The sequence below is a fragment of the Variibacter gotjawalensis genome, from assembly GCF_002355335.1.
In the GTDB taxonomy this organism is placed as follows: domain Bacteria; phylum Pseudomonadota; class Alphaproteobacteria; order Rhizobiales; family Xanthobacteraceae; genus Variibacter; species Variibacter gotjawalensis.
This window is the reverse complement of the sequence record NZ_AP014946.1, coordinates 2,143,564-2,162,416: the sequence shown is the minus strand read 5'-3', so window position 1 is coordinate 2,162,416 and position 18,853 is coordinate 2,143,564. Positions and strand designations below refer to the sequence as shown.

Annotated in this window: 18 protein-coding genes; 13 read left to right on the top strand and 5 right to left on the bottom strand. The window is 62.3% G+C overall.

Going from position 1 to position 18,853, the window contains the following annotated elements:
- Positions 1-190: 190 nt before the first annotated feature.
- Positions 191-3,556, top strand: a complete 3,366-nt coding sequence (locus GJW30_RS10545) for an ATP-binding protein (RefSeq protein WP_096355069.1) — start codon at positions 191-193, stop codon at positions 3,554-3,556.
- Entirely contained in the window at positions 3,543-4,466 is a 924-nt protein-coding gene (locus GJW30_RS10540) for a response regulator transcription factor (RefSeq protein WP_096355067.1), read from the top strand. Before GJW30_RS10545 ends, GJW30_RS10540 begins: the two co-directional genes overlap by 14 nt.
- A gap of 2 nt (positions 4,467-4,468) precedes the next feature.
- On the opposite strand, the gene GJW30_RS10535 is transcribed toward GJW30_RS10540, so the two are convergent.
- Positions 4,469-4,765: a hypothetical protein gene (locus tag GJW30_RS10535; protein WP_096355065.1), complete on the bottom strand. Its 297-nt coding sequence runs from the start codon at positions 4,763-4,765 to the stop codon at positions 4,469-4,471.
- Positions 4,766-4,778: 13 nt separating this feature from the next.
- Positions 4,779-5,663: a Bug family tripartite tricarboxylate transporter substrate binding protein gene (locus GJW30_RS10530; RefSeq protein ID WP_157746733.1), complete on the bottom strand. Its 885-nt coding sequence runs from the start codon at positions 5,661-5,663 to the stop codon at positions 4,779-4,781.
- 230 nt (positions 5,664-5,893) lie between these two features.
- On the opposite strand from GJW30_RS10530, the gene GJW30_RS10525 reads away from it, so the two are divergent.
- The gene (locus tag GJW30_RS10525; protein WP_130364885.1) at positions 5,894-7,471 is read left to right on the top strand and encodes a winged helix-turn-helix domain-containing protein; all 1,578 of its coding nucleotides are present in this window, start codon (positions 5,894-5,896) and stop codon (positions 7,469-7,471) included.
- Here the strand turns inward: GJW30_RS10525 and GJW30_RS10520 are convergent.
- Positions 7,465-8,853: an aminotransferase-like domain-containing protein gene (locus GJW30_RS10520; protein WP_096355059.1), complete on the bottom strand. Its 1,389-nt coding sequence runs from the start codon at positions 8,851-8,853 to the stop codon at positions 7,465-7,467. The two genes, GJW30_RS10525 and GJW30_RS10520, sit on opposite strands and share 7 nt — an antisense overlap.
- A 314-nt stretch (positions 8,854-9,167) precedes the next feature.
- Here GJW30_RS10520 and GJW30_RS10515 point away from each other — a divergent pair, with 314 nt between their 5' ends.
- From GJW30_RS10515 to GJW30_RS10475, 9 genes are all read left to right on the top strand, one after another.
- Positions 9,168-9,650, top strand: a complete 483-nt coding sequence (locus GJW30_RS10515; RefSeq protein WP_096355057.1) for an MSMEG_0572/Sll0783 family nitrogen starvation response protein — start codon at positions 9,168-9,170, stop codon at positions 9,648-9,650.
- Between the two features lie 126 nt (positions 9,651-9,776).
- A complete protein-coding gene (locus GJW30_RS10510) occupies positions 9,777-10,823 on the top strand; it encodes a Nit6803 family nitrilase (RefSeq protein WP_096355055.1) in 1,047 nt (348 codons plus the stop codon).
- Positions 10,768-11,868 carry an MSMEG_0568 family radical SAM protein gene (locus tag GJW30_RS10505; protein WP_096358775.1) on the top strand — a complete coding sequence of 367 codons (1,101 nt, stop codon included), beginning with the start codon at positions 10,768-10,770 and terminating at the stop codon, positions 11,866-11,868. The genes GJW30_RS10510 and GJW30_RS10505 overlap by 56 nt, the downstream gene beginning before the upstream one ends.
- Positions 11,865-12,413 carry an MSMEG_0567/Sll0786 family nitrogen starvation N-acetyltransferase gene (locus GJW30_RS10500; protein ID WP_096355053.1) on the top strand — a complete coding sequence of 183 codons (549 nt, stop codon included), beginning with the start codon at positions 11,865-11,867 and terminating at the stop codon, positions 12,411-12,413. Before GJW30_RS10505 ends, GJW30_RS10500 begins: the two co-directional genes overlap by 4 nt.
- The gene (locus GJW30_RS10495; RefSeq protein ID WP_096355051.1) at positions 12,413-13,393 is read left to right on the top strand and encodes a sll0787 family AIR synthase-like protein; all 981 of its coding nucleotides are present in this window, start codon (positions 12,413-12,415) and stop codon (positions 13,391-13,393) included. Before GJW30_RS10500 ends, GJW30_RS10495 begins: the two co-directional genes overlap by 1 nt.
- Positions 13,390-14,541 (top strand): MSMEG_0565 family glycosyltransferase, encoded by a 1,152-nt coding sequence (locus GJW30_RS10490; protein WP_096355049.1) that lies wholly within the window; start codon positions 13,390-13,392, stop codon positions 14,539-14,541. Before GJW30_RS10495 ends, GJW30_RS10490 begins: the two co-directional genes overlap by 4 nt.
- A complete protein-coding gene (locus tag GJW30_RS10485) occupies positions 14,534-14,818 on the top strand; it encodes an MSMEG_0570 family nitrogen starvation response protein (RefSeq protein WP_096355047.1) in 285 nt (94 codons plus the stop codon). The genes GJW30_RS10490 and GJW30_RS10485 overlap by 8 nt, the downstream gene beginning before the upstream one ends.
- 8 nt (positions 14,819-14,826) lie before the next feature.
- The gene (locus GJW30_RS10480) at positions 14,827-16,122 is read left to right on the top strand and encodes an MSMEG_0569 family flavin-dependent oxidoreductase (RefSeq protein ID WP_096355045.1); all 1,296 of its coding nucleotides are present in this window, start codon (positions 14,827-14,829) and stop codon (positions 16,120-16,122) included.
- Between the two features lie 9 nt (positions 16,123-16,131).
- A complete protein-coding gene (locus GJW30_RS10475; RefSeq protein ID WP_096355043.1) occupies positions 16,132-16,593 on the top strand; it encodes a nuclear transport factor 2 family protein in 462 nt (153 codons plus the stop codon).
- A gap of 5 nt (positions 16,594-16,598) precedes the next feature.
- Here the strand turns inward: GJW30_RS10475 and GJW30_RS10470 are convergent, their stop codons facing one another.
- Both GJW30_RS10470 and GJW30_RS10465 read right to left on the bottom strand, forming a co-directional pair.
- Positions 16,599-17,051 carry a carboxymuconolactone decarboxylase family protein gene (locus tag GJW30_RS10470; RefSeq protein ID WP_096355041.1) on the bottom strand — a complete coding sequence of 151 codons (453 nt, stop codon included), beginning with the start codon at positions 17,049-17,051 and terminating at the stop codon, positions 16,599-16,601.
- Positions 17,052-17,071: 20 nt separating this feature from the next.
- The gene (locus GJW30_RS10465; RefSeq protein ID WP_096355039.1) at positions 17,072-17,809 is read right to left on the bottom strand and encodes an SDR family oxidoreductase; all 738 of its coding nucleotides are present in this window, start codon (positions 17,807-17,809) and stop codon (positions 17,072-17,074) included.
- Positions 17,810-17,905: 96 nt separating this feature from the next.
- Between GJW30_RS10465 and GJW30_RS10460 the strand changes: the two genes are divergently transcribed.
- Positions 17,906-18,811, top strand: coding sequence for a LysR family transcriptional regulator (locus GJW30_RS10460; protein ID WP_096355037.1), 906 nt, complete (start codon positions 17,906-17,908; stop codon positions 18,809-18,811).
- The last annotated feature ends 42 nt before the right edge of the window (positions 18,812-18,853 follow it).

The following is an 18,853-nucleotide window of genomic DNA, read 5'->3' as shown; positions in this document are numbered from 1 at the left end:
ACCCACGGCTGCTGCACTTTTCAGCGTACGGGGCAAAACCCGGAACGCTAAGATCGGGGATCGAAGATCTCCGGCCAGGGGACTGCCAGGCGATGAACAGCCTTCTTTTGCGGGCGACTCGGGTATTCCAACAGCGCCGCTGCGACGCACAAATTGCCGCGATTTATCGCCACGAAAGGCGCGCGCCGCGATGAACGCTCCGCAGCGCATCGTCCGCGTCCGTCGCACCTACAATCAATGGGTCGCGAACCAGACGCTCGAGGACTTTGCGCTGCGCTTTACGGCAAAGAGCGCGCGCAAGTGGTCTAACTTCCGCGTCGCCAACACGGCGCTCGGGGCGATTTCGTTTCTGGCGCTCGAAGCCATCGGCGGATCGATCACGCTGACCTACGGCTTCGACAACGCAGTCGCCGCGATTCTCGCTGTGAGTCTCATCATCTTCCTCACCGGCGTACCGATCACGTATTACGCCGCGAAGTATGGCGTGGATATCGACCTGCTCACGCGCGGCGCAGGGTTCGGCTATATCGGCTCCACCGTGACCTCGCTGATCTATGCGTCGTTCACGTTCCTCTTCTTCGCCATCGAAGCCGCGATCATGTCGCTCGCGCTGGAACTCTGCTTCGGCGTGCCGCTCGGCATCGGCTATCTCATCAGCGCCATCGTGATCGTGCCGCTGGTCACTTACGGAATCACACTGATCAGCCGCCTGCAGATGTGGACGCAGCCACTGTGGATCGGGTTGCATCTCCTGCCGTTCATATTCATCGCGCTGAACGCACCGAATTCCGTCAGCGAGTGGACGCACTATGCGGGTATTTCCGGCAACGCGAACGGCTTGACGTTACTGATGTTCGGGGCGGCATCGTCGGTCGTCTTCTCGCTCGTGGCGCAGATCGGCGAGCAAGTCGACTTTGTCCGCTTCCTCCCCGATCGCAAGACGTCGCCGAAGCGCTGGTGGTTCGCGATGCTGAGCGCCGGACCTGGTTGGATCGTGCCAGGTGCGATCAAAATGCTGCTCGGGTCGTTCCTTGCAGTTCTGGCGCTCAAACACATGGTGCCGGCGAGCAAAGCCGCAGAGCCGACGCAGATGTATGTCGTTGCGTTCGGCTACGTGTTCTCGTCATCCGGTCTCGCGATCGCATTCGCGGGCGCCTTCGTCATTATCTCGCAGCTCAAGATCAACGTGACGAATGCCTATGCGGGCTCGATCGCGTGGTCGAATTTCTTCTCGCGCCTAACCCACAGCCATCCGGGCCGCGTCGTTTGGCTTGTCTTCAACGTCGCGATCGCGCTCGTGCTGATGGAACTCGGCATCTACAAGGCCCTCGAGCACATCCTCGGCCTCTACTCGGTGCTGGCGATCGCGTGGGTCGGCACGCTCGTCGCCGATTTGGTTATCAACAAGCCGCTCGGTCTCAGCCCTTCCTTCATCGAATTCAAGCGCGCGCACCTCTACGATATCAATCCGGTCGGCGTAGGGTCGATGATCCTCGCGGCACTCATCGGCATCATCGCCTTCGCGGGATTTGCGGGGCAATCGGCGCAAGCACTCGCGTCCTTCATCACGCTCGGGGTGGCCTTCGTTTCAACGCCGCTGGTCGCGCTGGCAACGCGTAGCCGCTTCTATATCGCAAGGACGCCCAAGACTGATTGGGGCAATGCCGTCGAGGCCAAATGCACGGTCTGCGAGCACACGTTCGAGGTCGAGGACATGGCGAGCTGCCCGGCTTACGGTGGGCATATCTGCTCGCTGTGCTGTTCGCTCGATGCGAGATGCCACGACTGCTGCAAACCGAATGCACGCCTCGCCGATCAAGTCGGTGCCGGCATGCGCGCAACATTCCCGGATTGGTTGGTCGCGCCGCTGACGTCGCGTCTAGCGCACTATCTCGGCGTGCTTGCGACATTCGGTGCGGTGATCGGCGGCGCGCTCATGCTCGTTTACCTGCAGACGACGTATGAGGGCCGCACGGATGCCGAGGTCATTCGCACAACTCTGTGGGCTGTCTTCTTCATCCTGATCCTCATAGCGGGTGTCGCGGCTTGGCTGTTCGTTCTCGCGCAAGAGAGCCGTCGCTTCGCTGAAGACGAATCGTCGCGGCAGAACGTGTTGCTGATGCAAGAAATCGAGGCGCATCAACGCACGGACGCGGCATTGCAGCGCGCGAAGGAGACAGCAGAGGCGGCAAGCCAAGCGAAAAGCCGCCACATGGTCGGCCTCAGTCACGAATTGCGCACGCCCCTCAACGCGATCCTCGGCTACGCGCAACTGCTCGAGCGCGCGAAGGACATGCCGTCACGCCGCGTCGATGCGATCAAGGTCGTTCGCCGCAGCGCCGAACATCTCTCCGGGCTCATCGATGGCCTCCTCGATATTTCGAAGATCGAGGCTGGGCGCTTCAAGCTCAATCGCGACGAGGTACGCCTGCGCGAATTTCTCGAACAGTTGGCCGAGACATTCCGCATGCAAGCCGCCGCGCACGGTATCGATTTCACGTTGAAGTTCGATGGGCCGATGCCGGCCGCCGTTTTCACGGACGAAAGCCGCTTGCGGCAGATTTTGTTCAATCTCCTCGCCAACGCGATCAAATTCACAGACAAAGGCAGCGTGACGTTGCGTGTCGCCTATCGCAATCAGGTCGCCAGCCTCAGCGTCGAAGATACCGGTCTCGGCATCAAGCAGTCCGACCTCAAGCGAATCTTCGAACCGTTCGAGCGCGCGCATGCGCCGCGTGCCCGCCATCGTGGCACGGGCCTTGGCCTCACGATTACGCGGCAGCTCGTGCAGATCATGGGCGGCGATATCGATGTTCGCAGCGAATACGGCAAAGGCAGCACGTTTCGCGTCCGCCTCTTCATGGGTGAGGTCGCGCGGCCGCAGCCGATGGCTCCGCCGGAAAAGCAGGTGATCGGTTATCGTGGAGAGCGCAAGACCGTGATGGTCGTCGACGATGATCCAGTGCATCGCGATCTCGTCCACGAAATTTTGGTGCCGCTCGAATTCACCGTGCTTAGCACGCGCGACGGCGTCGAAGCGCTGGACATCGCAGACGCGGCAGCGCCTGATCTCGTCCTTCTCGATATTCAGATGCCGGAGATCAATGGCTGGGAGGTCGCCGAGCGGCTGCGCGCGAAGGGGCACAGCCGAACCGCGATCCTGATGTTGTCCGCCAATATCACGGAAGCGCATCGCATCCTGACGCCCGATCGCGCGCATGACGACTATCTGCTCAAACCCTTCGATGTGCGGCAGCTGCTCGGCAAAGTCCAAGCATTGCTGAATGTCGAATGGATTTACGAGCATGAGACGCCGATCACCGTTGCGCCAATGAGCGCAACCGAAGGCGCTCTGCCCGAAAAACACCTACGCGATCTCTTGCATCTCGGCGAAATCGGCTACATCCGCGGCATCGAGGAGCGACTGGGCGAGATCGAGACCGCGCTGCCGCACCACCGCGATTTCACCGCCGGGCTGCGCGAACTCATCCGCGAATTCGATCTCAAAGAATATATGGCGCGTTTAGAGAAGGTGCTGCCCGATGATGCACGTTAAGCCGCCACGGCAAGTCGTCCTTGTTGTCGACGATTCTCCCGACATGCTGAGCATGCTCGTCACCACGCTGGAGGAATCCGGCATGACGGTGCTGGTCGCCACCGCCGGCGCGCAGGCGCTGCGTTCCGCCGAGAAGATGACGCCCGACGTCATCCTCATGGACGCGATGATGCCCGAGATGGATGGCTTCGAGACAACGCGCCTCATGCGCGAGAATGTCGCGACGGCGCATATTCCGATCATGTTCATGACAGGTCTGTCGGAAACCGAAAATATCGTACGCGGCTTTCAGGCCGGCGGTACCGACTATGTTACGAAGCCGATCGTTCCGGACGTGCTCGTCGCCCGCATTCGCGCGCATCTCGCCAATGCGCAGAAGACGTCCAGCGCGCGTGCCGCGCTCGATGCCGCCGGCCGGTTTTTGCTCGCCGTCGATCCGCGCGGCCGGATCGAGTGGATCACGCCGCAAGCGACGCAACTGCTGGAAACCGTACTCGACACGCCCCTGCCCGCGACACTGCCGCCGGCGACCGCCGAGTGGCTGAACACTGTCGCGAGCGAACGCGACACCAGCGATGAGAGAGGCTTCACGATCCCTTCGGCGGACGGCAGCGCGAGCATTCAACTCACTTTCGTCGCGCATTCGGGGCCTGAGGAGATTCTGCTGAGGGTTCGGCAAGTCGAAACGCAAGCCGGCGAAGCAAAGCTCCAGCAAAAGTTCGCGCTGACGCGGCGCGAAGCCGAAGTGTTATTCTGGATCGCGCAAGGCAAGGCGAACCGAGATATTGCGTCGATTCTTGGCATGAGCCCGCGCACCGTCAACAAACATCTCGAGCAAGTCTTCTTCAAACTCGGTGTCGAGAACCGCACGATGGCTGCGTCCGCTGCACTCCGTGCGCTCGGCGAGTAACATCAAGCGTTCAGCCGTGCCCGGCTGCGCCGCCGGGCGAGAAGCCCCGCTCCGATGATTGCTAGGCAACACGCCGCGTTCGCGGTGAACCAAAGTGCGAGCGATGCGTCCTTTTGGTTGACGAGCGCGTATGCGACTGTCGAAGCATGGGCGAAGAAAAACATCACCCACGTGGAGTATGCGATGGCGGACGCGCCGTTTTGATCGCAAGCTGCTTTACGTATCTGCGGCACGTAGGCAACGAGCCGAACGACGTTGAACGCCGTGAACACGAGTAGCGTGATCTCTTCGAGCCGCATCGGTGCCTCCCGATCAAACCGGTTTGAGACCAAGGCTGCGGATCACGCCGCCCCAACGCTCACTCTCGCTCCCCTGCAGGCTGGCTAGTTCCGCCGGTCCAGAACCGACAATCTCGGCGCCGAGTTTATCCAAACCACCACGAGCTGCCGGATCGGTGCGAAGCGCATCGCGGATGATCTTGGAAACCGCGTTCGCGCGCTCGTTCGGCCAAGACGAAGGTGCGATCACGCCAGACCAACCAAAAAAGGGCTGCGTCGGCAGTCCAGCCTCTTGAAGTGTCGGCACGTCCTTGATCGGCGTCATCCTCGTGGCGCCTGTCTGCATCAGAGCCGCTATGCGGCCTGTCGTAGCGTGCTCCGCAGCGGCCGACATGATGTTGAACATTGCGTGCACCCGGCCTTCGATGAGGTCGAGCGTCGCCTGCGGGAAGCCGCGATAAGGCACATGCACGATGTCGACGCCAAGCTTCGCCTTGATTTCTTCCATCGCGAGATGCGTAACGGTGCCAGGGCCGATGGATGCGTAAGAGAATTTGCCGGGTTGCGCCCGAAGGCGGTCAATCCAGTCCGCGAAGGTGCCACCCGGAAAAGTAGCCGGGTGGACCGTCAGCACAAACGGCGTGCGGTTGAGCAGGCTGATCGGCTTAAAATCGCGAGCAGGATCGTAAGGCAGCGAAGCGGTAAGAAGCTTCGCCGTGGTGGTCGGCCCACCCAAGACAACGCCGAGCGTGTGGTCATCGCTCGATTGCGCGACGGCCGCCGCCGCGACATTTCCGCCCGCACCGGGACGGTTGTCGACGATAAATGGCTGGCCGAATGCCGCCGACAGATGCGTCGCGAGGCCGCGCACCATCGGGTCGGACCCCGAGCCTGCCGGCTGCCCAAGGATGATTTTCACGGGTTGCGTCGGCCATTGCGCCTGCCCCCGCGCGACTCTGCCGGCGAAAGGTAAAATGCAAGCTGAGGCAAGGACCTTCCGGCGGGCCATGGCGAACCTTTCAGTCATCGGACACTCCGTAAAATCGCTTTCGATGCTGAGAGGATGACGAGGTCCCGCGGACAAGTCCTGACATTGCGCTGAAGCTATGCTGAAATCTCAAAGTTACAATTTTGGTGCATGACGAGACGATGGACCAACCGAGCCACATCGGCGTCGACGATTTTGTGCTCGATGCTCCCAGCGGCCGGTTGCTCGGCCCGGACGGCAGCGAGATCGCGTTGCGTCCAAAGGCGTTTGACCTCCTCTTCGCACTCGCCAAAGCCAATGGGACGCCGCTGAGCAAAGCCGACCTGCTGTCGGCCGTCTGGGGCAACGTCAACGTCACGGAGGATAGCCTGTTTCAGGCCGTCCGTGATGCGCGCCGGGCCATCGGCGATCCGAAAGGCGCGCGGCTGCGCAGCCTGCCCCGCCGCGGCTATATGCTCGACGCCGCGATAAAAACGTGGTCGCCGCAAGCGGCGCAGCCAACCGCCCCAATCGTTCATCCGCCCGCGATTCCAGATCGACCTTCCATAGCTGTTCCACCGTTCAGGACGCTCGGCGCTGCCGGTGATCGCGGCTATATCGCGGAGGGCATCGCGGAAGAAATTAGCGGCGTTCTATCGCGTTTCAGCTGGCTATTCGTTCGCGCCACAGCTTCCGCCGCTGCAGTGGCGCGTAACGCCGGTTCGCCAACGGAAACCGGGCGATCGCTTGGCGTGCGCTATATCCTCGATGGGAGCGTGACGTTCACGCCATCGACCTTCGTCGTCCGATGCCGGCTTCTGGAGACGGCCAACGGCGGCTACGTTTGGCAAGGCCGGTTCGACGGCAGCGAGACGGACCTCATGACGCTGTACGACAAAATGACTTCGGAGATCGCTGCCGCGTTGGAGCCTCGCATCCTGCGCGCAGAGATCGAGCGTGCGCAGCGGCGCGGAACCTCCGACCTTACGGCCTTCGATTTCTATTTGCGTGCACTTCCCGGCTATTTCAGCCGAAGTCGCGCCGGGAACGGCGACGCTATTCGGCTTCTCGAAGCTGCGCTCGAGCACGACCAGCATTTCCATCTCGCGCGGGCGCTGCTGTCACGGTGCGTTGCAACGACGTTGTGGTTAGGCGTCGAGGCCGACACCGCCGCTGCCGTCGATCGTGCTTTGACGCTAGCGCGAGACGCGTTGCGTGGCGACGGCGCCGACCCGCAGATCATCTCGCTCACATCGCATCTCCTTGCGTTGTTCGCGAACGAGCACGACGAGGCCGAGATACTGATCGGGAAAAGCTTGCAGCTCAACGCAAATAGCGCAGAGAGTTGGCGGCTCGCCGCCTGGATCGCGACGTTTGGCGGCGAGAGCGACCTTGCTCTTCAGCGGCTCGACGTCTGCGAGCAGCTCGATCCGATCTCGCCGCTTTTGGCAGACGCGCATTCGTGCCGAGCCGGCGCGCTGCTATTTGCCCGGCGTTTCGAGGACGCAATCACGGCAGCACGCCGCTCGATCGCCGTCGCACCGCAGGCGACGACGCCGCGCCGCTTCCTCGTCAGCGCTTTGCATCACGTTGGCGCGTTCGACGACGCCAAGACGGAGTTGCAGCAACTCATGAAGCTTCAGCCGAACAGTTCGCTTACGCGGTCGCGCCTCCTCAACCGCTACCGTCATCAATGGATGACGGACCTCGTGGTCGAGGGATTAGGGCAATCCGGAATGCCCGAGGTTTCGGCTCAGTAGAATGTCGACGCCGTGCTCGGGGATTCCTCAAGCGCGTGCGCGATGTATTCGAGCACGATCTTCACCTTGCCGCGGTCCATGTTTCCGCAGAGACAAATGCGGACAGCCTCCGGCGCCTCGTCGCCGCCGACGAAAAACGCATCGCTCGCGACAACGCCGACACCCATCGGCCGCATATGCTCGATGAAGACTGAGCGCGTCCACGGCTTCGGGAGCGGCAACCAGATGTTGAAGCTCAGCGGATCGCCGCGATAAGAGCCCGCCGGAAGGATATCGGTCGCGAGCTTCTGGCGTGCCGCCGTCTCGGAGCGAATGAATCGCAGGATCGTGTCGGCGGTTCCGTCCTCGATCCAGCGCGTCACCAGCGCCACCGTGAACGGCGACGCCATCACGGTGCCGGCCCGCAGGGCCGACGCGAACGGCCATGACGAGCGCGTATCCGGCGCAACGACATAGGCGGCGCGCAAGCCGGCCCCGATACATTTTGCGAGGCCTGCGACGTGCCAGGTCATATCCGGCGCGATCGAAGCGAACGGCACATGGCCCTGCGTGTGTTCGGGGATAAAGCCATATGCGTCATCCTCGATAATCGGCACGCCATATCGGCGCGCGATGGACGCGATCTCGCGCCGGCGTTCGTCAGGAATCGTCAACGTCGTCGGGTTCTGCAGCGTCGGATTGAGGTAGAGCCCCTTCGGCTTGAGCTTCCTGCAAGCGTCGCTGAAAGCCTGCGGCTTGATGCCGTCGTCATCCATCGGCAGTCCGACAAGCCGCACACCGCGCTGTGCGGCGATCGAGCGGATGCCCGGATACGTGATGTCTTCGCACAGCACGACATCGCCCGGCTCCGCGATCACGGCCAGAATTCCGATCAGCGCCGGATGCGCTCCGGGTGTCACGAAGACGCGTTCCTGCGAGGGCACCAGCGCGCGCCGGCCGAGCCAGCTCGATGCCGCGTCCTTATCCGCCTGCGCGCCGCCGAAGCCTTGGTAACGCAGCAGTGCGACGATATCGCGATTGACGTAGTCGACGCCCGCCTGCATGCGCGCGATGAGATCGGGGTCGGTCGGCTCGGGCGGGAGATTCATCGACCAGTCAGCGGGACGCGGCGGATAACTCGCGGACTTGCGCGGGCGCGGGCGATCGCGAACGAAGGTGCCACGCCCGACGACCGACTCGATCAGCCCGCGCTTTTGCGCTTCGACATATCCGCGCGCGACCGTCGTGAAGTCGACGCGAAGTTTGCGCGCGAGAACGCGTTGTGGCGGCAAGCGATCTCCCGTCGAAAGACGACCGAGCAAAATGTCGTCCGCCAGCGCATCCGCGATCGCGATGTAGCGCGGCTTGTCGCGTTCGCTGAGGTCGGGAATCCAGTCGCTCATGCGGCAAACTCCATCCAGTCAATTGACTGCATAATTGTTGCGGGTCGCAAGAGCAAGATTTTCTCGCAACCTCGCGTAGCAAATCTACTACCGGACTGCGAGATGCTATCGATTTAAGCGTATTGCACAGCGCTTGTAGGCAATGTCGATGTTGCGTGGCCGACGTCCCGTCAAGTTTCCATTCAACATTGATAGCATCTTTGAATGCATATCGACTGGATTGAACATTCGCTGTGCAAACTCCCGTTTGGCACACTCGTTGCAAAATTCCTCGCATGTCCGGAGCGCCGGACCACCAGCCAAGGAGTGCTACGATGCCAGCCGTTTCGATGCCGGCCCACAAGAAGGGCGACTTTCTCGTCGACTACGAAGAGAAGGTTTTCGAGGACGTCAAAGCCAAACCGGGCGAGAAAGCGCTGGTGACCTTTCACACGGTCGCCTTCGAAGGCTCGATCGGCCTCGTCAACATTCTCCAGGCGCTGCGCCTGAAGCGCAAAGGCTTCGAGACCTCGATCTTGCTCTACGGCCCCGGCGTCACGCTCGGCGTGCAGCGCGGTTTCCCGAAGCTCGGCGACGAAGCGTTTCCGGGCGCGCAGAATTTCAACAATCAGCTCACAAAGTTCATGGAGGAAGGCGGCAAGGTTTATGCATGCCGTTTCGCCTTGCAGGCGCTGTACGGACACGGAGAGCCGTCATTGATCCCCGGCATCACGCCGATCAATCCGCTCGACGTGCTCGATCTCATCCTCCTGCACCGCAAGGACGATGCGTTCATGCTGCACACCTGGACGCTCTAGAGCCTCTTCCCGCTTCGATTGGATCGAAGCGGGGGCTATAGGTTCTTGCGTGGTCGCATTTTCTTCACGTGAACCGGTACCCACTTCACTTGAAAATGCTCTGAACGATCGCTGAGGAGACCAAGCATGGCAGAGACGCGCACGGTCAGGGCGGCAGCCGTACAGATCGCGCCGGATCTCGAAACGCCAGGCGGCACCGTCGATCGCGTGATCGCGGCTGCCGCCGAGGCGGCGCAGAAGGGCGCCGAATTCGTGGTGTTCCCCGAGACCTTCGTGCCTTGGTATCCGTATTTTTCGTTCATTCGCCCGCCGATGCTCAGCGGAAAGGAGCATCTGCACCTCTACGAACATTCCGTCACGGTGCCCGGCCCCGTGACGCAAGCCATCGCACAAGCAGCACGGCGCAACAGCCAAGTGATAGTGCTCGGAATCAACGAGCGCGATCACGGCACGCTCTATAACGCGCAACTCATCTTCGACGCCGACGGCACGATGGTGCTGAAGCGCCGCAAGATCACGCCGACCTATCATGAGCGGATGATTTGGGGCCAAGGCGACGGCGCCGGCCTCAAAGTGGTCGAGACGAAAGTCGGCCGTGTCGGGGCATTGGCGTGCTGGGAGCACTACAATCCCCTCGCCCGCTATTCGCTGATGGCGCAGCACGAAGAAATTCATGCCGCACAGTTTCCCGGCTCGATGGTGGGCCAGATATTCGCCGACCAGATGGAAGTGACGATCCGGCATCACGCGCTCGAAAGCGGCTGCTTCGTCGTCAACGCGACCGGCTGGCTGACCGAAGAGCAGATCGCGTCGATTTCACCGGAAGAGAGCCTTCGCGCCGGCCTGCGCGGCGGCTGCATGACGGCGATCATCTCGCCGGAGGGTAAGCATCTCGTGCCGCCGCTCACGTCAGGCGAAGGCATTCTGATCGCCGACCTCGACATGGCGCTGATCACCAAACGCAAGCGCATGATGGACTCGGTCGGCCACTATGCGCGCCCCGAATTGCTGTCGCTGAACATCGATCAGCGGCCGACATCCCCCATGCATATGTCCGAACTTATTGCAGCCGGAGAGTCTCATGAAGCACTTGCTCCCGCACGAACAGCCGAAAGCGATGCCGACAGAGCAACTGATCAACGAGTTGCAAACCTACGGCGTTCGGCTGGTTGATCCGAAGGCGACGGCGGTGAGCCGGCGCGGCGGCGCTGGCCCATCGGACCATTCGCCGTTCACGATCGACGGCGCCACCGTGATGGTGCCGATCCACAATGCGCCGGCCTTCGAGAGCCCTTACCTGGTCGAAAAACCGGACGCGGCGGGGCGGAGCCGGATCAGCCGTGACGGCATCGTGCTTAGCGAAGTGTCGTTCCCGCTGCGGCCGAAATTCTACGATCTGACGACGGCCGACGGTGTCCCGTATTCGAAGATCGCGGTGCTGCATGGGCGGGACGTGCTCGCGACCACCGTGCTGCAGACCTGCATCCGCTATCAAAGCCGGACGAAGACGTGTCAGTTCTGCGCGATTGGCCAATCACTCGCGGCCGGCCGCACCATTGCGCATAAGACGCCGGCACAGCTCGCCGAAGTCGCCAAGGCCGCCGTCGAGCTCGATGGCGTCAAGCATATGGTGATGACGACCGGCACGCCGCCCGGAACCGATCGTGGTGCCGCGATCCTTGCGACAAGCGCCGCCGCCGTGAAAGCGGCGGTCGATCTGCCGATCCAAGTTCAGTGCGAGCCGCCGGACGACGACGCATGGTTCGGCCGCATGCGCGACGCGGGAGCGGACGCGCTCGGCATGCATCTCGAAGCCGTCACCGAAGACGTTCGCCACCGCATCATGCCGGGCAAGGCACAGGTCTCGGTCGAGCGCTATTTCTCGGCGTTTCAGGCTGCCGTACCGGTGTTCGGACGCGGGCAGGTCTCGACCTACATCCTTGCGGGGCTGGGCGACAGCCAGCAAGATATCCTTGCTATCTGCGAGCGGCTCGTGCGCATCGGCGTCTATCCGTTCGTCGTCCCATTCGTGCCGATCGCAGGCACACCGCTCGAAAGCCACCCGACACCGAACGCGGCTTTCATGCATGGCATTCTGCAGCCGCTCGCCCGCATGCTCGGCGAGAGCGGATTGAGGGCGACCGATGTCAAAGCGGGCTGCGCCAAATGCGGCGCCTGCTCGGCGTTGAAAACTTACGAGCGAGGACTGGTCGCATGATTTTCGAACCCGTCCCGCAGTTCCTCGCACCGGAATTCATGATCAAGTTCGCGGTCGATGACTGGGAGCGTGAAGCCGCCGCCGCGCTACGTCGCCAAGTGTTCTGCGCCGAGCAAAAAGTATTCGAGCGCGATGACCGCGATGAAACCGACAACATCGCAATTCCGCTCGTCGCGCTTTCGATGCTCGGTGTCGCGGCCGGCGATGTGGTCGGCACCGTTCGCATCCATCCGGACGTCGACGAGGCCGATGTGTGGTGGGGTTCACGCCTCGCGGTCGAGCGTTCGTATCGGAAGCTCGGGGCTATCGGCTCCGGCCTCATTCGTCTCGCGGTGTCATCCGCGCGTGCGCGTGGCTGCAAACGCTTCCTCGCTAACGTGCAGAGCCAGAATGCGCTGATGTTCCAGCATCTGCATTGGCGCTCGCTCGGCGAGTTCGATTACTGCGGCCGCCCGCACCACCGCATGGAAGCGGAGCTCGACCACTATCCGCCGTTCCTCACGCCGGAGATCGGCTTCCACGCCTTGCCGAAGATGGCGGCGTGATGAGCGAGCTTCGCGACATCGCCGACGTGCTGCGCAATTCCTCCGGCCTCAAGGCCAAGGCGGATATTGCGAGCGTTGCGGACGCGCTTGGCCTGTCGGCACAAAGTGAGACGCCGGTCGGCGACGACACCGCCGCGATCAAAGATGGCGACGGCTACACGTTGTTCGCGATCGAGGGCTTCATCAACGAATTCGTCCGCGTCGATCCGTGGTTCGCGGGATGGTGCGGCGTGATGGTCAATATTTCCGACATCGCCGCGATGGGCGGACGGCCAACAGCCGTTGTCAACGCGATCTGGGCGGACGGTGAAGCGAACGCCGCGCCGGTTCTTGCCGGCATGCGCGCCGCCTCCGAGGCTTTCGGCGTGCCGATCGTCGGCGGCCACACGAACATCAAGACCGATCGGCATCAGTTCGCTGTTGCCATCCTCGGCCGGGCGAAACACCTGCTAACCAGCTTCGACGCCAAGCCGGGCGAGAAGCTCATCATGGCGGTCGACTTGCGCGGCCGCTATCGCGAGCCGTTTTCGAATTGGGAGGCCGCGACCGACGCGCCGCCGGATCGCCTGCGCGGTGACATCGACATACTACCGCGCCTCGCCGAGACCGGCCTCGCACGCGCCGCGAAAGACATCAGCCAAGCCGGCATCGTCGGCACGGCCGCAATGCTGGCCGAATGTTCTGGCGTCGGCATGACGATCGATCTTTCGGCTATCCCCTGCCCGGCAGACGTTCCGCTGACGCGCTGGCTGCAGACTTTTCCAAGCTTCGGCTATCTGATCGCGGCGCAGCCCGGCAAAGCCGACGCGGTTCTCGCCGCGTTTCACGCGCGAGACATCGCGGCGGCGGTGATCGGCGACATTCATGCGGGCTCGACGGTGTCGATCCGCGACGCAGGGGAACGCGAAGTCATCTGGGATTTCGCGGAAACGCCACTGCTCGGCTGCAGCACGGTGCCGCGACTGGAGGCCTGCGCATGAGCAGGCCACTGCGTATCGCGATGCTGACGCATTCGACCAATCCGCGCGGCGGGGTCGTGCATGCGCTTCAGCTTGCCGACGCGCTGTGCGGCCTTGGCCACGAGGTCGCCGTGCATGCGCCGGACCCGGCGCAGCGCGGCTTCTTCCGGCAAGGCCGCGCAAAGAACATTTCGGTCGAGGCCGCCCCTGCTCCACACAACGTCGGCGACATGGTCGAGCAGCGCATCGCCGAGTATGTCGAGCACTTCAGCCGCACGGCGCACGCCTTCGACGTCTTTCACGCGCATGACGGCATCGGCGCAAACGCGCTGGCGACGCTGAAAGAGCGCGGTATGATTCGGAGCTTCTTGCGCACCGTCCATCACCTCGACGTCTTCAGAGACCCACGCGTTCAAAAACGCCAGGAGCACTCGATCACCGCGGCAGATGCGTTGTTTGTCGTTAGCCCGACGTGGGCGGATGCACTCCAACGCGACTACGGGCGCGCTGCGACGGTTGTCGGCAACGGTGTCGATCTTGGCCGCTTCAGTCCCAATCCGAGCGTGACGGACGCTGCGCTTCGGGCGCGGCTGAGGCTCGGTCGTGGACCTATCTTGCTCTGCGTCGGTGGTGTCGAGGAGCGCAAAAACTCAATCCGTATTCTGCGAGCCTTCGTGGGTCTTCGCGCAACCCACCCAGACGCGCAACTCGTCATCGCGGGCGGCGCCTCGGTGTTGGATCACTCGGCCTATAATCGTGCGTTCCAAAGCGCACTGGACGAAGCAGCTCTGCCCGCCGGAAGCCTCATTCTCCCCGGCGTGATGAGCGATGCCGAGATGGCTGCGCTCTATCGTCTGGCGGACGTCCTCGTCTTTGCGTCCGTGAAAGAAGGGTTCGGTCTCGTCGTCCTCGAAGCGCTGGCGAGCGGAACACCTGTCGTCGTACCGCGCATCGCGCCGTTCACGGGGTATCTCGGCGAGAACGACGCAGCGTGGTGCGATCCTTACGACGTCTCATCCATCACCAACGCCATCCAGCACGCGCTTACGCCGGCGCGCGATGGGCTGATCGCCAATGGATATGCGGTCGCGCAACGACACGGCTGGGCGGTCACGGCACGCGCGCATCTCCCGGTCTACGCAGCGATAGCGGAGCCGGCTTATGCCTGAGATGCACGTCATCGTTTGCTGGCCCGACGGCACGGAGGAAGCTTGCTATTCGCCGTCGCTTGTCATGAAGGACTTCTTCGTGCCGGGCGAGGCCTACACGATCGACGATTTCACCAGCCGCGCGCGCCAAGCACTGACAATCGCAAGCGAGCGCGTGCGCGAGAAATACGGCTTTGCTTGCTCGCGCGCGGCCGCAACGCTCGCGACCATCGAACGGCGAGCAAGTGGTTTCAAGACGCAACCAAGCAGCGTCACGGTCATCGCATTTCAGGAATAGGAGGCACCATGCGAAACGTGTCCGGACGACACTTTCCAGTCGTGATCATCGGCGGCGGTCAAGCGGGTCTTGCGATGAGCTATCAACTCAAGCAGCGCGAGATCGATCACATCGTCCTCGAGAAAAACTCGATCGCGCATTCGTGGAAGACGCAGCGTTGGGATGCGTTCTGCCTCGTCACGCCGAACTGGCAGTGTCAATTGCCGGGCTATGCCTATCCGGGCAGCGACCCGAAAGGCTTCATGTTGCGCGACGACATCGTCGCCTACGTCGAAAGCTATGCGAAGCAGATCGGCGCCCCGGTGCGCGAAGGCGTGCGCGTGACGCGCCTCGCCGCCGATCCGGCGGGCGGTTATCAGCTCGACAGCAGCGACGGTGAATTTACCGCCGATAGCGTCGTCCTCGCGGTCAGCGGCTATCACATCCCGAATGTCCCGCGCATCTCCGAAAAGCTGTCGCCGGCGATCGTGCAGGTCCACTCATCAGCGTACCGAAATCCAGGCCAGCTGCCGGAGGGCGAAGTGCTTGTCGTCGGCAGTGGGCAGTCCGGATGTCAGATCGCGGAGGATCTCCATCTCTCGGGCCGCAAGGTACATCTCGCTGTCGGAAGCGCGCCGCGCTGCCCGCGTGTCTATCGCGGGCGGGATGCCGTCGAGTGGCTCGACGATCTTGGCCAATATGACTTGCCGGTCGAGCAACACTCGCTGAAGGAGAAGGTGCGGAAGAACGCGAACCACTACCTCACGGGACGCGACGGCGGGCGGGATATCGACCTGCGGCGCTTCGCGGCAGAAGGCATGCGGCTCTACGGACGCCTTCATGATGTCGAGAACGGCGCACTCAAGTTCGCGGACGATCTTACGACCAACCTCGACAATGCGGATCGTGTCTACAACGGCATCTGCAAGCTCATCGACGATCACATTGCACGCAATGCCATCGACGCGCCGAAGCAAACACATTACGCACCGGTGTGGAAGCCGGAAGCGCCCGTGCACACGCTCGATCCCACAGCGGCTGGAATCACGAGCATCATCTGGACAACTGGGTTCCGTTCCGATTGGTCGTGGATCGATCTGCCGTTGTTCGACGGCTCCGGCTATCCGACTCACAAGCGTGGCGTCACGACGGTCGACGACGTTTACGTTCTCGGCCTGCCGTGGCTGCACACGTGGGGCTCGGGGCGGTTCGTCGGCGTCGGCCGCGACGCTGGTTTCGTTGCGGACGCGATCGAGAAGCGGCAAGCTGTGCGCTTCAACGCCGCGACAATTGCGGCGAGCGAGCAGGTCGCAAAGTCGGCCTAGGGAGAGAACATGACCGCACTGGTGCCGCCGTTCACGCTGGAGACAGCGACGGCAAAGGTCCGCATGGCCGAGGATGGCTGGAACTCGCGCGACCCGGAGCGCGTCTCTAAGGTCTATACGCCGCAGAGCCGCTGGCGGAACCGCGTCGAGTTTCCGGTCGGACGCGAGGAGATCGTCGCGTTCCTCACCCGCAAGTGGGCGAAGGAACTCGACTATCGGCTCATCAAGGAACTTTGGACATTCGGCGCAAATCGCATCGCGGTGCGCTTCGCTTACGAATGGCACGACGACAGCGGCCAGTGGTTCCGCTCCTACGGCAACGAGAACTGGGAGTTCGACGAGGCCGGATTGATGCAGCGCCGCTTCGCATCGATCAACGATATGCCGATCACGGACGCCGATCGCAAGTTCCATTGGCCGCTCGGCCGCCGCCCGGACGAGCACGCGAGTTTGTCCGACCTCGGTCTATAACGCAGTCACTGCGGCTTTGCTTTCCGCTCAGCAAATAGCTCCGACAACGTGCGTGCTGCGTCGATCGCGCGCGGAAAACCGGCATGCACGGTGGTCAGATAGACAATTTCTTTCAGCTCGTCTTCGGTGACGCCGAGGTTGAGCGCGTAACCCGCGTGGATCTTCATGAACGCCGTATTGCCGAGTGCCGCGAACGCGGCGACGGCGGCCATCTGACGCGTCTTCGGATCGAGCTGCGAGCGTGACCATACCTCACCCAAGGCATAACCCTCGGTCGCCTCCGCCAAAAACGGGAAATCGCGACGCATAGCTTCAAGCGCGGGCTGCGGCTGCCCCTTATTCAGCGAGCGAATGACGGCATCGCCTTTGCGAAGCCGGTCATCGTTGGCCGATTGCGCGAGCGCCGGCGCGGCACTCAAGGCGATCGCGGCGAAAGCCAATGGCAACAAAGACGTCATGATGAACTCTCCTATTCTTGCTAATGCGGGCTTGCGGTCGGCCGCACGATGATTTCCGACACGTCGACGGAATCCGGCTGCGCGATCGCATAGACGATACTCTGCGCGATGGCTTCCGCCGGAATGCAGATCGATCGATACGCGACCATTGCGTCGCGTGCTGTCGCGTCGGTGATCGTTTCGGCGAGTTCCGATGTCGTCGTGCCAGGCGAAATCACCGTCACACGAATACGGTCGGTTTCCTGCCGCAAACCATCGGAGATCGCGCGCACCGCATATTTTGTCGCGCAGTAGACCGCCGCAGTCGGCGAGACGCTGTGTGCGCCGATCGACGCGACATTGATGATCTGTCCTGCGCCCTGCTTCTCCATGATGGGAAGCGCTGCCGCGATACCGTAGAGGACGCCTTTGATGTTGACGTCAACCATACGATCCCACTCATCGACCTTCAGAGCTGCGAGCGGTGACAACGGCATGACGCCGGCATTGTTGATGATGACATCGAGGCGGCCGAATGTTTCGCGCGCATGCTCGGCGAAAGCCGCCACGCTATGTCGATCGGTGACGTCCAGCTTCATCTGCTCGACGGTGCCGCCATTGAATGTGATGTCCGCGGCGATCTGAGCCAAACGATCGGCCCGGCGTGCGCCTATCACGATCTTCGCCCCTGCCGCCGCAAGCGCTTTGGCGGTGGCCTCGCCAATTCCGCTCGACGCACCCGTTATCGCGACGACCTTTCCGGCAATATTTGCAGTCATTCTTCGTCCTCTTTTTAACCTCGGCAATGAGGTAGAGAACTTGCGGCCCGCGATAAACTTGCCGGAGCGATACGAGCTGTTTAGCCTCGCTAACCAATGGCTGAAGATCTGGAAGGACTGTCCGTTTTCGTCGCCGTCGCCGAGACGTTAAGTTTCACGCGCGCGGCCGAACGCCTGGGTGTGACGCGTTCTTCCGTCAGCCAAACGATCCGGCGCCTCGAAGAGCGAACCGGGACGGCGCTGCTCCACCGCACGACACGCACGGTTCGGCTGACGGAAGCTGGAAAGTATCTCTTCGATATCGCTCAATCGAAGCTGTCGGATCTGCGCTCTGCTTTCGCGGTGGTAAGCGAGATGGCCGGACGGCCTACCGGAAGGCTGCGGCTCGCGGTGTCGTCGATCGCCGAGACTTTTATCGAAGGCGAGCTGCTCGCAGGATTTCTTGCGTCGCACCCGGACATTCTCGTCGACATTCTCATCACCGACGCGGAGTTCGACATCGTTGCCGAAGGTTACGACGCGGGTGTTCGACTGACGGAAGCAATCGAACGCGACATGATCGCAATTCCGGTGTCGGCCGAGCAACGGCAGATCATCGTCGCCTCGCCCACCTATCTCGCGCGTGCCGGTGAGCCGCAGCACCCGAACGATCTTACCCAGCACCAGTGCATCGGCTGGCGGCCTTCGCCTGACGTCGCCCCCTATCGATGGGAGTTCACCGAGAACGGACGCGACATTGATGTTGCGGTGAACCCGCGCGTAACGACAAACGATATGGGCGTCATGCTGCGGCTTGCGCGCGCAGGCGCGGGCATCACCTGCGGCATGGCGGAGACGTTTGCGGCCTCCATCGCGGCAAACGAACTCAAGCAAATTCTCGCCGACTTCTGTCCGCCTTTCGCGGGCTTCCAACTCTACTATCCGAGCCGCCGTAACATGTCCGTGAACCTGCGGGCTCTCGTTGATTACCTTAAAGGAACGAGTTTCCCTAAGACGAGTTGAGCCCGAATGCGCGCCCATGCGTGAACTTGCGTCACCAGCACG